The sequence below is a fragment of the Comamonas sp. 14P8.1.4 genome, from assembly GCF_057799285.1.
Genome location: NZ_JBYOKN010000001.1, coordinates 523,651 through 538,279, shown reverse-complemented (window position 1 = coordinate 538,279; position 14,629 = coordinate 523,651). Strand labels below are relative to the sequence as shown.

Annotated in this window: 8 protein-coding genes; 2 read left to right on the top strand and 6 right to left on the bottom strand. The window is 61.5% G+C overall.

Annotated elements, in window-relative coordinates:
* Positions 1-29: 29 nt before the first annotated feature.
* Together pbpC and AC27VO_RS02450 are read right to left on the bottom strand one after the other, a co-directional pair.
* Positions 30-2,192 (bottom strand): penicillin-binding protein 1C, encoded by a 2,163-nt coding sequence (gene pbpC, locus AC27VO_RS02455; RefSeq protein ID WP_488665518.1) that lies wholly within the window; start codon positions 2,190-2,192, stop codon positions 30-32.
* A gap of 218 nt (positions 2,193-2,410) precedes the next feature.
* Complete coding sequence (locus AC27VO_RS02450) at positions 2,411-3,313, bottom strand: endonuclease/exonuclease/phosphatase family protein (protein WP_488665116.1); 903 nt, start codon at positions 3,311-3,313, stop codon at positions 2,411-2,413.
* 147 nt (positions 3,314-3,460) lie between these two features.
* On the opposite strand from AC27VO_RS02450, the gene tenA reads away from it, so the two are divergent.
* A complete protein-coding gene (gene tenA, locus AC27VO_RS02445; RefSeq protein WP_488665115.1) occupies positions 3,461-4,123 on the top strand; it encodes a thiaminase II in 663 nt (220 codons plus the stop codon).
* 120 nt (positions 4,124-4,243) lie between these two features.
* Here the strand turns inward: tenA and AC27VO_RS02440 are convergent, their stop codons facing one another.
* The 4 genes from AC27VO_RS02440 to argH all read right to left on the bottom strand — a co-directional run bounded on the left by AC27VO_RS02440 (position 4,244) and on the right by argH (position 13,495).
* Positions 4,244-4,546, bottom strand: a complete 303-nt coding sequence (locus tag AC27VO_RS02440; RefSeq protein WP_488665114.1) for a YciI-like protein — start codon at positions 4,544-4,546, stop codon at positions 4,244-4,246.
* An 81-nt stretch (positions 4,547-4,627) separates the two neighbouring features.
* Positions 4,628-10,531, bottom strand: coding sequence for an alpha-2-macroglobulin family protein (locus tag AC27VO_RS02435; RefSeq protein ID WP_488665113.1), 5,904 nt, complete (start codon positions 10,529-10,531; stop codon positions 4,628-4,630).
* Between the two features lie 279 nt (positions 10,532-10,810).
* Positions 10,811-11,734: a Bug family tripartite tricarboxylate transporter substrate binding protein gene (locus AC27VO_RS02430; protein ID WP_488665517.1), complete on the bottom strand. Its 924-nt coding sequence runs from the start codon at positions 11,732-11,734 to the stop codon at positions 10,811-10,813.
* A gap of 303 nt (positions 11,735-12,037) precedes the next feature.
* Positions 12,038-13,495, bottom strand: coding sequence for an argininosuccinate lyase (argH, locus tag AC27VO_RS02425; RefSeq protein ID WP_488665112.1), 1,458 nt, complete (start codon positions 13,493-13,495; stop codon positions 12,038-12,040).
* Positions 13,496-13,637: 142 nt separating this feature from the next.
* Here argH and AC27VO_RS02420 point away from each other — a divergent pair, with 142 nt between their 5' ends.
* Entirely contained in the window at positions 13,638-14,627 is a 990-nt protein-coding gene (locus tag AC27VO_RS02420) for a sensor histidine kinase (RefSeq protein WP_488665111.1), read from the top strand.
* Positions 14,628-14,629: the final 2 nt, after the last annotated feature.

Here is a 14,629-nt window from a genome sequence, read left to right as displayed (position 1 = left end):
CCAAGCACCGCGCTAGATCAATACACCCGTTATCGCGCTTTCACCCCTGCGCCACGCACTTCCAGCGCCACTTCATCCAGCAACAGCCCTTTCAGGTCCTTGAGCTGCAAGACATAGCGCCCAGGCCATGGTTGCCACTGCACTTTCTGCCCCTGCCCCAGGGCTTCCTCCCCCAAAAACCAGCGCACATCCTGGCGCGTGGCTTGCAACTGCAGTTTTTGCTGTTGCGGGGGAATATCAGGGTCTAACGCCAAAATCGTGCCATCCGCAGGTGCCACGATACGCGCCCTCACCGTGGATGCGGGTTGCACATGACTTGCAGCCACAGGCTCATGAAACTGGTCCTGCTGGGTGCCTGCAACAAACCACTCCTGACGGTCTGGCTCCAGGCGCCCGACAGGCGACGCTGCCACAAACGTCACGGGCTGATGCACCACGCCTGCCGGCGGCATAGGAGGTCGGCTGGATCGGCGCGCATGCAGCCCCGCCATGATGTCTGCCCAGATGGGGGCTGCACCGCTGCTGCCGCTGACACTGTGCATGGCCTCACCCGAGGCATTGCCAACCCATACCCCCACGGTGTAGTGCTGTGACCAGCCCACCGCCCAGTTGTCGCGCATGTCTTTGCTGGTCCCCGTTTTCACCGCCGTCCAAAACCGGGTAGACAGCACATTGTCCAGACCAAAGGTGACGGCACGGGCCTGCGCATCCGACAACACATCGGCAATCACAAACGCTGCCTGCGGCGACAGGACCTGTACCGCTGGCGCTGGCTTTGCCGCACCTGCTAGCGCAGGCACAAATGGCGCCACAGCCGAGAACTTGCCACCATTGGCCAGCGCACGGTAAGCATTGCTCAGATGCAGCAAAGGCGTCTCTGCGCTGCCTAACGCCAAGCTGTAGCCGTAGTACCCCGCGTTTTCACGCAGCGGCAGCCCCAGTTCGCGCAGCTGGTTGAAGAACGCATCTGGCGTCACCATCACCAGCGTGCGCACAGCCGGCACATTCAAAGAAGCCGCCAGCGCCATGCGCACCGACACCCAGCCCTTGAAACGCCGGTCGTAGTTCTGCGGGATATAGAGCCCGGAAGTAGTCGTGATTTGCGCCGAGGAATCCTCCAGCAGCGAGGCCGCTGTCAATCGCTGCTCGTCCAGCGCCTGGGCATACAAAAATGGCTTGAGCGTGGAGCCCGGTTGGCGCCATGCCAGCACACCGTCCACCTCACTGGCCTGGCTCAACGCACCGGAAGAACCCACCCAGGCCAGTACCTCCCCGGAGCGGTTGTCCAACACCACCGCCGCGCCATCTTGCACATTGCGGCCCTGCAACTCCCGCAAATGGCGCTGCAAGCTCTCCAGCGCCAGTTGCTGCACTTTGGCACTCAAAGTGGTGGTGATTCCTTGCGCCGGCACAGGCTGCGCCTTGTCATAGCCACTCCACACCCGCTGCGCCCAGTGCGAAGCCACACCTTCGCTGGCCGGCCACAATCGCGCACGCAAGGCTTGTTCGGTTCGCCATTGCATGACCGAACAATCGCTTGCAGAAGGCTGCATCTGCTGGCGCGCCAGCTCTTGCCACACACCGCAGGCACGCTGCGCCACCACTGCGGGGCTGGCGTTCGGGCCACGCACCAGGGCCGCCGTGATCGCCGCTTCCGTGTCGTCCAAACCATGTGCAGCTTTGCCAAACAGGGTGCGGCTCAGCGCATCAATGCCCACCAACTCACCCTTGAAGGGCAAAAGGTTCAGGTAGGCCTCCAGAATCTGGTCTTTGCGCCAGCGCCGCTCCAATTGGGTGGCGGCCAAAGCCTGGCCCAGTTTTTGCCCCAGGCTGCGCCCACCGTTGCTGGAGCGCCAGTCTTCATCCAACAGTCCCGCCAGTTGCATGGTGATGGTGCTGGCTCCACGCGTTTTGCTGTTCCACAAATTGCCCCAGGCCGCCGCAGAGACCGCTTTCCAGTCCACACCACTGTGTGCATAAAAATCTTGGTCTTCGCTGACCAGCAGGGCCAGTCTCAGCGCGGATGAGACCTCGCTCAGCGCCACCCATGCACCGCGACGTACGGCCAGATCGGTGCGCACGCGCTGCAGCACATCACCTTCGCGCGAGAGGATGTACGTCTCCGATGAACGAAAGCTGCTGCGCACCTCCTGCGGCGTGGGCAGTGCCCAGGCCAGCAACGGCAAGCACATCACGCCGGGCACCACCAGCTTGCGCAGGCACTTTTCCACTGTGTTCAAGACCTGCACACCACGCACTTGTTGCCCCCTGTATCGCCACGCATCACCACGCTATGGAGCAATTTTATGTCCCAGCCTGCAGCCGCAAGGTTCAAGCGCTGTGGACCACCCAGCGACGGCCCCCGCGCCTATGACCCAGCTGTGCAAAGGTACGGTGCAGCCATACCGGCTTAAAAGAGCGGCAACGAGCCTTCGCCGATCACCACGCGCACAGGCTGGTGGTCCGACGCCTGGGTCTGCTGGTCCACTTCAAAGCTACGCACTTGCGCACGCAAGCTGTCGCTGACCCAGACAAAGTCACAAGCACCTGGTTCGGGACCAAACTGGCGGTCAAAGACGCGGAAAGTGTCAGGCTGCGGCGCATCAGGATGCAGCACGCGCCAGGCATCGTTCCAACGCGCGCCCACCACACCCTCAGGCCAGCCCGCTTCCAGGCACTCGATCACTGCGGCCGGTGAGCCCAGCGCTGCATACTCCAGTTCATGCGGCTCCAGATTGAAATCCCCGCACAAGACGGCATGCTGCGTGTGCGGCTTGGTCTGAAAGGGCGACCCATCCTGGAACGGTGCTGGAGGCGCAAACGCCTGCGACAGCGCCTCAAAATGCATCCGCCGCAGATAGCGCGCCTGGGCCATGCGCTGGCGCTTGGAGTAATACTCCAGATGCGTGGTCATCACCCGCACCTGGCCCAGTGTCGGGTCTTGCACGGTGACGACCGTGCACATGCGCGGCATGGTGCGCACATGGTCGTCCGCGGGGTAAGGCAAGGGGTAGTGCTGCACCTGCAGCACCGGCAAGCGCGTGGCAATCAGGTTGCCAAATTGCTGCACGCCTGCGGCCGTCCACTCCTGCACCGCTGGGCCAAACAGCACGGTCCAGCCGGGCAGCAGGGCTTGCAACTGCGCCAGCTGGTTGTGTGCACCGCCACGCAGCTGGGGGTAGTTGATGGCGATTTCCTGCAAACACAGCACATCGCATTCCCCCATGGACTGAATGGTTTGCACAATGCGCTCAGGGCGAACTTCGCCATCCAAGCCGCAGCACCATTGGGTGTTCCAGGTGATCAAACGCATAACAAACTCTCTCCGTCCGCATGACGGGGTTCAACGTGCAGTTCTGGGTGGCGAGGCAGCCGTCTTGCCGCCTCTAGCGTACAACCGAGCCCTTCGTGCGTGTGCCACGTACTTCCGGATTCTCTCTTGTCCCACATCATCTGAATCATGAAATTTTGTGACCAAGCCTGGCAGCGCAACCTGCCCCTGTTCCAAGCCACGACGGCCCTGCCCTTCAACCAGGCACTGGCCAACGGCAGCCTGCCCCGCGATGTGTTTCAGCACTACATGATTCAGGATGCCCACTACCTCGTCGCCTTTGGCCGCGCGCTGGCCGTGGCAGCGGGCAAGGCCGACGATGCACAGGGGGTGGTGCAATTTGCCGCAGCCGCCCAAGAGGCGGTGGTGGCTGAGCGGGCGCTGCACGACAGCTTTATGCGCGCCTACGACGTCAGCGCAGAGCAGTTCCGCAACACGCCGCTGACGCCCACATGCCACCACTATTGCCATTTTTTGCAGTCGACCGCTTGGAGCCGGCCCTACCCCGTTGCCCTGGCGGCTTTGCTGCCGTGCTTTTGGATTTATGCCGAAGTCGGGGTGTTGCTGCAAAAACACAGCGTGCCGGGCAATCCCTACCAGAGCTGGATTGATACCTATGGGGGCGAGGAATTCCACGCCCATGTGCGGGCCGTGCGCCAGACGGTCGACAGCGTGGCTGCGCAAGCAGATGCCCACACGATTGCCGCCATGCACACCGCCTATACCGATGCGGCCCGCCTGGAATGGATGTTCTGGGACAGCGCCTACCGTATGGCGATGTGGCCCTGCTGACCTGTAAAAAAGATAGCTACTAGCGCTTGCTAAACTTTGGTTTCAGGCACAAAACACCGTGAAACCATTGCAATCCAAACGCAAACAGCTATCTTTTTTAGCACCAAGGTGCTGATCGCTTTAATCGGGATAGACCGGCGTACTCGCCTGCGCGCCCACGACCGTCGTCCACGGCCGAATGCTGTGGCTGCGCACCAAACCGTTGAGGACATAGGCATCGGTCTGCACAAACTGCTCCACCATCTGGGCACTGTCACAGTCAAACACCAGCACGGCGCTGTCTGCCGGGTCCCCGACTGCACCGCCCAGCAGCAGTGCGCCACGCGCTTGCCACTCCCACGCCTGGCACAAGTGCGCGCTGCGAAACTCGCTGCGCCGCGCCAAGTAATCTTCGGTGTATTCGTAAGTCAACAAGTAATGCATACCTTGGATGCTCCTGCGTTCCATAAGTAGTGAACGGTGGCAGGGCCGCACCCGCTGCCCCACCACCGCCCTCACCCCAGCTTAGGGCTGCGCCACCTTCCAGCGGGCGTTGGGCAGCTCGCCAAACATTTCCGGGGCGTACAAGGCCTCAGCACGCGAAGGTGGCAAGGCAAAGTCGCCCGCATTGTTCAGGCGCACGGTGTATTCCATCGACGCCGTCCCCTTGGGCAAATAGTCCCAGTACACACGGTAGCTGTCTTGTCCGCGCTCCACAAAGGCAGGCCAGACACCCTCGGTGTGTTGGCCCTCGCCCTGCTGCGCAATCTCTGAATCACGCCCCAGGCCATTGCCCAAAATGGTGGCACCCGCAGGAATGGGGTCATTCAGCGCCACCCAGGTCATATCGGCGCTGGCCGTGATCTCCAGGCGAATGCGCACCAGATCGCCACGCTTCCAGCTCTGGCTGTTGCCCCCTTGAACGGCCGTCACCGTCTTTTTCAGGACATAGCCCGCATTCAGTGGCTGCGTGCGCGGCACTGCCGCCATCGACTGCAGGCCCACCCAGGGTTTGCCGGTACCGCGGTGCTGCACACTCAGTTGCCCCATGCGGCGCTCGCCCCAAGGCAGGAACACGCTGCGGCCTTCGCTGCTGGTTGCCACCGCGCTGCCTGTGGGCAATGCGCCAGCGGGTTCTGCGGGCTGCGCGGCAGCATCCCAGTGCACGGTTTGGGTGGCTGTACCCAGCAAGGCCGTGGTGTTGCCAGTGACCTCATCGCGCTCATAGCGTTGCGAGAACTGGCGCAGCGCCAGAGCGGCCCAGGTATTGGCCGTCGTCGTGCCCCAGGAACCCTGCTTCTGGCGTGCCAGCAGGCCGGTCACCAGGCGAATGCGCTCCGCATCCCAGGCGTGGTCGTCCATGGTCGTCAGCAGCAGGCGCGCCACATTCACGTCTACACCCTGCATCAGCCACCACCACTGGTCTTGCGCATCGGTGCTAAAGCCCACTTGCGAGCCCTGGTAGGACAGGCGGGTTTTGAGCACTTGCTGCGCCTCTTCCAGGCGTGTCTCATGCCCAGGCAGCTGCGGCATCTGCTGCAAGATGCCCAGCCAGTCGATCACCGCATGGGTGGGCCACTCTTGTGGCACCAGGCGAATGCTCTCCAGCATCGCAGGGCGAGCCTTGCCACTGCGGGCCAGCGCGGCAATGGCGGAGAGTTTGCGCACATCCAGGTCCTGGCGCGGGCTCCAGTGCTTGCGCTCGATACGACCTTCGACAAAGGCGATCAGGCCGGACTCCATGCGCGCCTTCTCAGCCGCAGGCAGCTGCAGCCGTTTGTCGACCGCTTGCAGGCTGTGGTTCACTGCCAGCAAATGGGCCGTCAGGCTGTCACTGCCTTGTGCCCGGCGGTTGTCTTGGGGCGGGAAGTACATGGCCAAGCCATCGTCATCCAGATAGGTCGGCAGCTGCGCCATGGTGCTCTGCCACAGCGCTGTATCGCCCATGCCAATCGCCTTGCCCACGGTTTGCTCCAGGCAGGCATACGGATAAGCGGCCCACCAATCGCGCAAGCCTGGTACGCCTTGCTCCTTGTCGGCCAGCTTGTCGCTGAACGACAGACGCACGCCGCCCTTGCCGGGCACGGCGTTCTCAGGCCAGCTCATGGCTTGTTCCCAGCGGCCATCGATTTGCTGAATGCTGGCCTGCTGCACCGCAAGTGGCACTGCCGGCAGCAAGCGCTGGCTGAAGGCCAGGCTGTCTTTGGCCCCGGTCTTCGCATCCTGGGCTTCCAGCTGCCAATGCCATTCGCCTTGCGCGGCCTGCGCCAAACTGGTTGGTGCGGTGACATCCCAGGCCACCTCCTGCGCAGATTGGGCCGCCACTTCCACGGTCTGCGCCGCCAGCTCTGCCCCTTCGGCCTTGGGCTGCAACTTGACCTGCATAGCCTGCGCGGTGCTGTTGCGCACCGTCAGCATGGCGCGAAATTTGTCGCCTTCACGCACCACCGGCGGCAGGCCGCTGATGAGCTGCAAATCCTGGCTGGTGCGAATGTCCACACTGCCGATTCCAAAACGCTGCACCCCATCATCGGCAACAGCCACGATGGCAAAGCTGGTCAAGGCATCGTTGAGCGGCACATTGACCTCCGCCTGGCCCTGCGCATCCAGCTGCACCCTGGGATTCCAGAGCAGCAAGGTATCGAGCAACTCACGCGTCGGCGCCCCCTGACCACCACCACCGCCAGGTGCGGCCGCCTTACGGCCATAGTGACGACGCCCCACCACTTCCATCTGTGCAGTGGCCGTGTCGACCGACCAGCCACGGCGCTGCCACATGGCAGCACGCAAATCCCAGCTGCGGTTCGGTGACAGCTCCAGCAGGGCTTTGTCCACAGCAGCCACCGCCACCTCGGCATGGGCTGCAGGTTTGCCGTCCGGCAAGGTGGCACGAATCGTGACCTTGGCGGTTTCTCGAATCTTGTAGTTGCCCTTGTCGGCCTGGACGGCCACAGTCAGCTGCTGGGACTTGTCCTGCACTTGCAGCTCGACCACACCCAGACGGAACGCTGGCTTGCTCAAGTCCACCATCGCTGTGGGCGCCACATACTCTTTACCGCCGTACCAGAAAGCATTCCACCACTGGCGCGGCGCCTTGTAGCCCCAGGTGAAAAAGCTGTACCAAGGCACTTCATACAGGCGACCCCGCAGAGCCAACACGCTCACATACACATTGGGGCCCCAACCGGCTTGCACGGGCAGCTCGATCGTTGGGTCTTTGCCCTCCAGCTGCATGACCTGGGTGTGCAGCACACCTTCGCGCTCCACACTGACCAGGGCTGTGGCTTCACGGAAGGGCATGCGCACTTGCAACTTGGCCGTTTCACCCGGCGCATAGCTGGTTTTTTCGGCCAGCACGTCCATGCGGTCATGGTCTTGGCCGCCAAACCACAGCTCACCCTGCCCCGTGACCCAGACGGTGTCTGCGGCCTGGGCCGTGTGCCCCTGCGCATCCTGTGCCGAAACAATCAGTTCCACCTCACCCGCCTCGACGACCTGCACCTCACACAGCAGCAGGCCACGTGCATCACTCTTGCCGCTGCACACTTCGCCCAGATTTTTGCTGCTGCGCTGGTTGTCATAGCTGTAGAAACCGCCCACCAGGCGTTTGCGCGTGGTGGTGGTGGTGTGCTGCACGGCTTGCACCTTCAAGGGCACTCCGGCTTGTGGATGGCCTTGGGCATCCACCGCCACAACCTGCAGGCGCATCTTGCGGCCTACCGACATCCAGCCTTCTGTACGAATCCCGGCCAGCACCGCCGAAGGCCACACACTCTGGCTGCTGCGCAGCGTTTGAATCTCGCCATTGGGGTCGGCAAAACTGGCTTCCAGCACCAGGCTTTGCGGCACTTTGATGGCAGGCAATGCGGGCAATTTCACCTGTCCCTGGCCCTGTGCGTCCAAGGTCACCGGCAACTTGTCTGCCACTAGGCGCGCACCATCGCTGCTGCTGTCTTCGGTGTCACGATCCACTTCACCGGGAGCGCGCGGGGCACTGAAGCTGTAGCCTGACCAGCGCTCAAAGCTGACACCCTGTTCACGCAGCAAGGCACTGACCTGCACCTTGTGCCCATTGGCTGCACCACCATTGATGAAGTTCAGCGCCACCGCCACGGGCAGCTCTTTCGGTTGCACCAATGCGCCTTTTTGCGTGGGTTGCACACTGCCGGCAAATACGGGCAGACGGAAGGCTTCCACCCTGAACTCCCCCGACTGCAGCACGCGCTGCCCACCATCGGCAGCCTCCGACCAGCGCAGCTCTACCGTGTACAGCCCCAGTTTGGCGGCGGCTGGCACCTGGAAGTTGCTGACCGCGTTGCGCCCCCCGTTGTGCGTATTGCTCCACTGCAGCGCCTGCTTGTACTGCTGACCGCTGCCCACATGGGTGATCACCAGCTCGACCGGCCAGCTCTTGGGCAGGGCCAGGCCTTGCGCAGTCTGGGTGCGCACAAAGTGCTTCATCGACACCTGCTCGCCGGTGCGCACCAAATTGCGATCCAGCACGCTGTGCGCGACCAGTTCGGGCTCATTGCCCCATGTGGTGGGCACATTGAAGCGCCAGGGCTCAATGCCGCGCTGCCAGCCACTCCAGGCAAACGCCATGTCTTCCACACCTTGGTCGGCATGGCGCGCGCTGACAAACCACTCGCCGCTGGCATCGTGGTTTTCACAGCGCGGCACCTCCTTGCCCAAGGCTGGCAGCAGCAATACGCCTTGCGCATCGGTCTGACCGGACGCATGCACCTTGCCACGGCAGTCCGACACCTGCACCTGGGCTTGTGCCACGGGCTTGCCCTTGTCCAGCGAAGTCACCCACACCGCCGAGCCTTCGCGCCCCAACTTCAGGTGCACCGCCAGATTGGTCACCAATGCCGACGTTCGCACGAACATGCTGCGGGGCGTACCCATGCGCTCATCGAGCAACACTGCGCCCAGGCGGGGGGACTCCACCTCCAGCACATGGAAGCCGGGCTCAGCCAATGGGATACCCACCACTTCAAACGGACGTGGATCGCCATCCTTGGCTTTGGGCAGACTCAGCGCCTGCACACCCGGCTGCCCTTTGAGCAGCGATACGGTGCGCGGTGCAATGGAGTCACGGTCGTTGTCATCCACAGGCTTGGGCAATGCAGACTTCACATCACGCTGCGCTTCTTTGCGACTCATCCAGCCGCGCTCATAGCGCTGGACCATGCCCCACCAGCGGATGATGTCGGTGTCCCGCGTCAGGCGCAGATTGCGCACCTGCGCACCTGCGCCCGAGGTGGCTTTCTCGCCATCCATGCCCTCGACCTGGCGCACGGTCAACGGCAAGATCGCCGTGCCATCCTCGCCTTCCGCAAAACGCTCCAGCACCCCAAACGGGGCAGCGGCAAACTTCACCAGAGGTGGCGTATCGCCCATGGCCACCGTCATGGGGAAGGCGCTGGCATTGACCAGCGTACGGCCGGCGTCATCCTGGAAGTTGTCAGGCAAAACCAGCTGGTATTTGCCCAGCGGCTCCAGAGGCCCTGGGAAGCGCACTTCATTGAATGTGGCTGTCGATTCCTTATCGAGCACGGGCTGAATTTTTTTGCCATTGAGCACCAGCTGCACCTGCTTGGCCTGCGCCTCACTGACGGGCGCGCTGAACGAAAGCACGACATCACGAATCGGCAAACAGCCGGCGTTGGCACGCTCGCGCTGGCAGTGCAGCTCTGCGGTAAATGCCTCGCGTACATTGAAATCCAGCACCTTGGTGTTTTTATTGGTGACACCACCGGCCATCTGCACCCCGGCGCCATACACCAGTTGCATCTGGCTGCCCGCTGTCAGGCGGCGGTTGCACTCCAGGGCCACGTAATGGCCTTTGCTGGACACACCCAGGTTTTTGAGAATCTCTTGCGCCTTGCCACCCTCCAGCACGCGCACAGGAATACGTTCGCCCACGCCTTCCGCGCGGCAATGCACATGCTGCTGCAGGCTCTGCGGCGTGGCTGCCCCGTTGAGCTGCAGCACAAAGGTCTGCGCCTCATCCACGGCCTCGTAGCTTGCCGGCCACGTTTGCACCACCGACGGTCCAGCCACCTCAAATTGATAGCTACTTGTGCCTGTCAATGCTTCGCCAGAAGGCGATTTGAATGATTTTTCCAGTTGCACCTGGCAACGTGTCCCCGCCACCACGGTCTGGTTGAACTGCCAGACCCATTCGCGCGGACCATTCCAGCGGCCCGAGCCTTGACCCGCTTGTTCGGGGCTGCACTGCACGCGCACAGGGGCTGGTGCTTGTGCATTGCCCATGCGGCTGGCGTCTGACGCCATTTGCACCACCACCTGCTGCACCTCGTTGACGCTGCCTTGGGGCGTCACCTGACTGATCGACACCGCGTGCGCAGCACCGCCGATGCCCGCACCCGCAGCCACAAGGGCCCACCATAATTTTGTATGCATGCGCATGCCTCTGTTTTAGAGAAACGCCCACACCGCCCCTGTCATCTCCCTGAGGCGGGAGTGATGCCATGCAGCGCCAAGACCCCATACCCCAGCAAGTGCGCCACAAGACATCTCAGAGACTGCGTCAGCTGTTCTTTGTTTTTTTGAAATGCTGCATAGCCTAGCATTGCGCGCTTGGCGCCTTGCACCGGAGATACATGCATTTACGTTAAGCAACAAAAAAGCCGCAGCACAGTGCTGCGGCTTGCGAAGGTCATTCCCGTGGAAAGCGTGCCTTTACTGCGGCTTGAAGCCACTGTCATCAATGATGCGCTTCCAGGCTGCGGTGTAAGCGCGCTCACGCTGGTGCAACTGCGCGGGAGACATCGCATCCACCACCAGGCCCAGGGCTTCCAGCTGCTTGCGAATGGCTGGCTCCTGCACACTTTCGGCCAGCGCCTTGGCAAAACGCTGGGTGAAATCCGCAGGTACGCCCTTGGGCGCGTAGATGCCGTAGTAAGGCATATCTTCCAACCCCTTCATGCCCAGCTCCGAGAACGTGGGCACCTCGGACAACAAGGGCTGGCGCTTGCCACCCAGCACCGCCAGCACGCGCAGCTTGCCTTCATGGTGGTAGTTCACAAAATCCTGCACCGAGCCAATCCCAGCTTCAATTTGGCGGCCCAGCATGTCACCAATCATGGGTGCACTGCCTTTGTAGGGCGCGGCAATCAAATCCAGCCCATAGCGTGTGGCCAACTGCTTGACCAGAAACTCAGGCGTGGAAGCCGGGGCCGGAATACCCACCGCACTGCGGGCACCCGACGCGGTGCGCACCCAGTCCACGTACTCCTGGAAAGTCTTGGCGGGGTGCTGCGCCGGCACGGCAAAGGTATTCACAAAGGAGGCGAAACCACCTACCGGCTCAAAGTCCTGCACCGGATCAAAACCAGCATGGCGCACCACCTGCGGCAGGATCGAAATGGTGTGGTCATGCGTCAAGAACAAGGTGCTGCCATCGGCGGGCGAAGCTTTGAGCAGCTGCGCCGCAATCTGCCCACCTGCGCCCGGCTTGTTCTCGATTATGACCGTACGCCCCAGACGCTGGCTCAAGGGGTCTTGCAACAAACGGGCAATCACATCGGAGCCACCCCCTGGGGGAAAACCCACCAGGATGCGAATCGGCTTTTCGTAGGCCCACACGCCACGCCAACCCGCCATGCTGGCAGTTGCCAGTACCGCCGCTTGACGCGCAGTTTGGGCCAGGAATCGACGACGTGATGCTTGGGTCACAAATTTCTCCAACAGTTAAAAATAAAAGCAGCCATACACGGCCATCTGCCAGCTTATCAGCAAAAAACACAGAAATTTCTTAAAAAATCATAGCAATTGACGATGCACCACATCGCCAATTTCACGGCGCCACCAACTGCACGGCGGGTTGCTGCGGGCACAAAAAAAGGACGCTTGAAGCGTCCTTTTTTAATCTTCCTGCGATCAACCGCAGGGTTGCGGCAATCGGTATCAGCCCAGACGTGCGCGGTGCTTACTCAACTGAATACGCACTTGCGCTGGCGCGGTGCCACCCAAGGTGTTGCGTGCATTGAGAGAGCCTTCCAGGCTCAGCACCTCAAACACATCGGCCTGCACATTGGGATTGAACGATTGCAGCTCTTCCAAAGGCAGCTCGCTCAAGTCCACGCCCTTTTGCGAAGCCAGCTTGACCGCATGCGCCACCGTTTCATGCGCATCGCGGAAAGGCAAACCCTTCTTGACCAGGTAGTCTGCCAAGTCGGTGGCCGTAGCGTAGCCCTTCAAAGCGGCGGCACGCATGTTCGCGGCATTCACGGTGATGCCACCATCCTTGGTGCCGGTGGCGGGATTCACTTGACCGCCGATCATTTCGGCAAAGATACGCAGCGTGTCCTTCAAGGTATCCACGGTGTCGAACAGTGGCTCCTTGTCTTCCTGGTTGTCCTTGTTGTAGGCCAGAGGCTGGCCCTTCATCAAGGTGATCAGGCCCATCAGGTGACCGACCACACGCCCCGTCTTGCCGCGGGCCAGCTCGGGCACATCGGGGTTCTTCTTCTGAGGCATGATGGACGAGCCGGTGGTGAAGCGGTCAGCAATCTTGATGAAGCCAAAGTTCTGGCTCATCCAGATGATCAACTCTTCCGACAGACGGCTCACGTGCACCATGCACAGTGAGGCGGCGGCACTGAACTCAATGGCGAAGTCGCGGTCGGACACACCGTCCAGCGAGTTCTGGCAGACACCTTCCATGCCCAGCGTCTTGGCCACGCGCTCACGGTCCAGTGGGTAGGTAGTGCCAGCCAAAGCAGCGGAGCCCAAAGGCAGCACGTTCACGCGCTTGCGCACGTCCAGCATGCGCTCGGCGTCGCGCTTGAACATTTCCACATAGGCCAGCATGTGGTGACCAAAGCTCACGGGCTGTGCCACTTGCAGGTGGGTAAAGCCAGGCAGGATCACATCCACATTCTTTTCGGCGACTTCCACCAGCGACAGCTGCAATTCTTTCAGCAGGCCTTCGATCAGATCAATTTCATCGCGCAACCACAGGCGCACGTCGGTGGCCACCTGGTCGTTGCGGCTGCGGCCAGTGTGCAGACGCTTGCCGGCATCACCCACCAAGGCGGTCAGGCGTGCCTCGATATTCAGGTGCACATCTTCCAGATCCAACTTCCACTCGAACGCGCCGGACTCAATCTCTTGCTTGATCTGCACCATGCCTTTTTGGATGGCCGCATAGTCATCCTGACCAATCACACCCTGGGTGGCCAGCATTTCCGCGTGGGCCAAAGAGCCGGTGATGTCAGCCTTCCACATGCGGTTGTCAAAGAAAACGCTGGAGGTATAGCGCTTGACCAAATCGCTCATTGGCTCAGAAAACAACGCTGACCACGCCTGCGCCTTGGTGTCGAGCTGGTTGTGGGAGGGCTGGGTGGTGGTGTTATCAGACATGGGAGGGCAGAATTTCCAGTTACGACAGACACCCGGAACACCCGGATGCCCTATGCACAAGCCGCAAATTTTATCGAGCCAATCGCCATCTGCCGAGTCTTTGGACACGACAACCCCTCAGCCTACTGCAGCGCTCCCCCTCTTGATCTTTGATGCCTGCCACCTCGGCGTGGTGCTGCGCGCCGTACTTGGCGTCGAAATCACCCTGGCCGTTGCCGCGCTCTACACCAGCCCCAACGCCTGGGAATGGCTGCTGCACACCGCCTGGCTCACCAGTGGCGGCTTGCCAGGCACCCTGGTGTGGCTGCTACTGGCCTGCAGCCTCAAACGCGTTTTGCACCGCATGGATGGCCCCCACCAGTACGCCATCGGGATTGCCTTGGGGGTGGTTGCGGGCATTTACGCCACAGCCATGCTGGCCATGACAGGTGAAGTGGCACGGCTGCACTGGTTGGCCAATGCCATCACTGGCGGTTTGCTTGCCGCAGTGCTGGTGGGCTATTTGCTGCTGCGCGCCGAAGGCAGAACCCCGGCTGCGACCAAAGCCCAGCTCACCGCCTTGCAAGCCCATATCCGCCCGCACTTTCTCTTCAACGCCCTCAACAGCGCGATTGCCCTCGTGCGTGAAGAGCCCTCCAAGGCTGAGCGCCTGCTGGAAGATTTGAGTGATCTGTTCCGCGCCACCCTGCAGGACCCGCGCAGCACCATCGCTTTGGCCGAAGAAATCGAGCTGGCCCAGCGCTATCTGGACATTGAGCAAATACGCTTTGGTACACGATTGCAAGTGCAATGGGATTTGGAGCCTGCTGCACTGCATGTCCGTTTGCCCCCACTCCTCTTGCAGCCCTTGGTAGAAAACGCTGTCAAGCATGGGGTGGAACCCTCAGAAATTGGCGCAAAAGTAACAATCTCCGCACAACTCACTCAAAAAAAATTCATTTTGTTACGTGTCACCAATACACTGAGTTCCAACAAACACCCCGGAGACAAAGCCCCCGCCCGCAAAGGTCAGGGCATGGCTCTCGCCAACGTAGAGCGGCGTTTGCGCCTGCTGCACGATGTGCAAGCCACATTCAGTGCCACGCAAAAAGAGGAAGTATTTGAAGTCCGAATTTCACTACCGTCCAGTTAAGT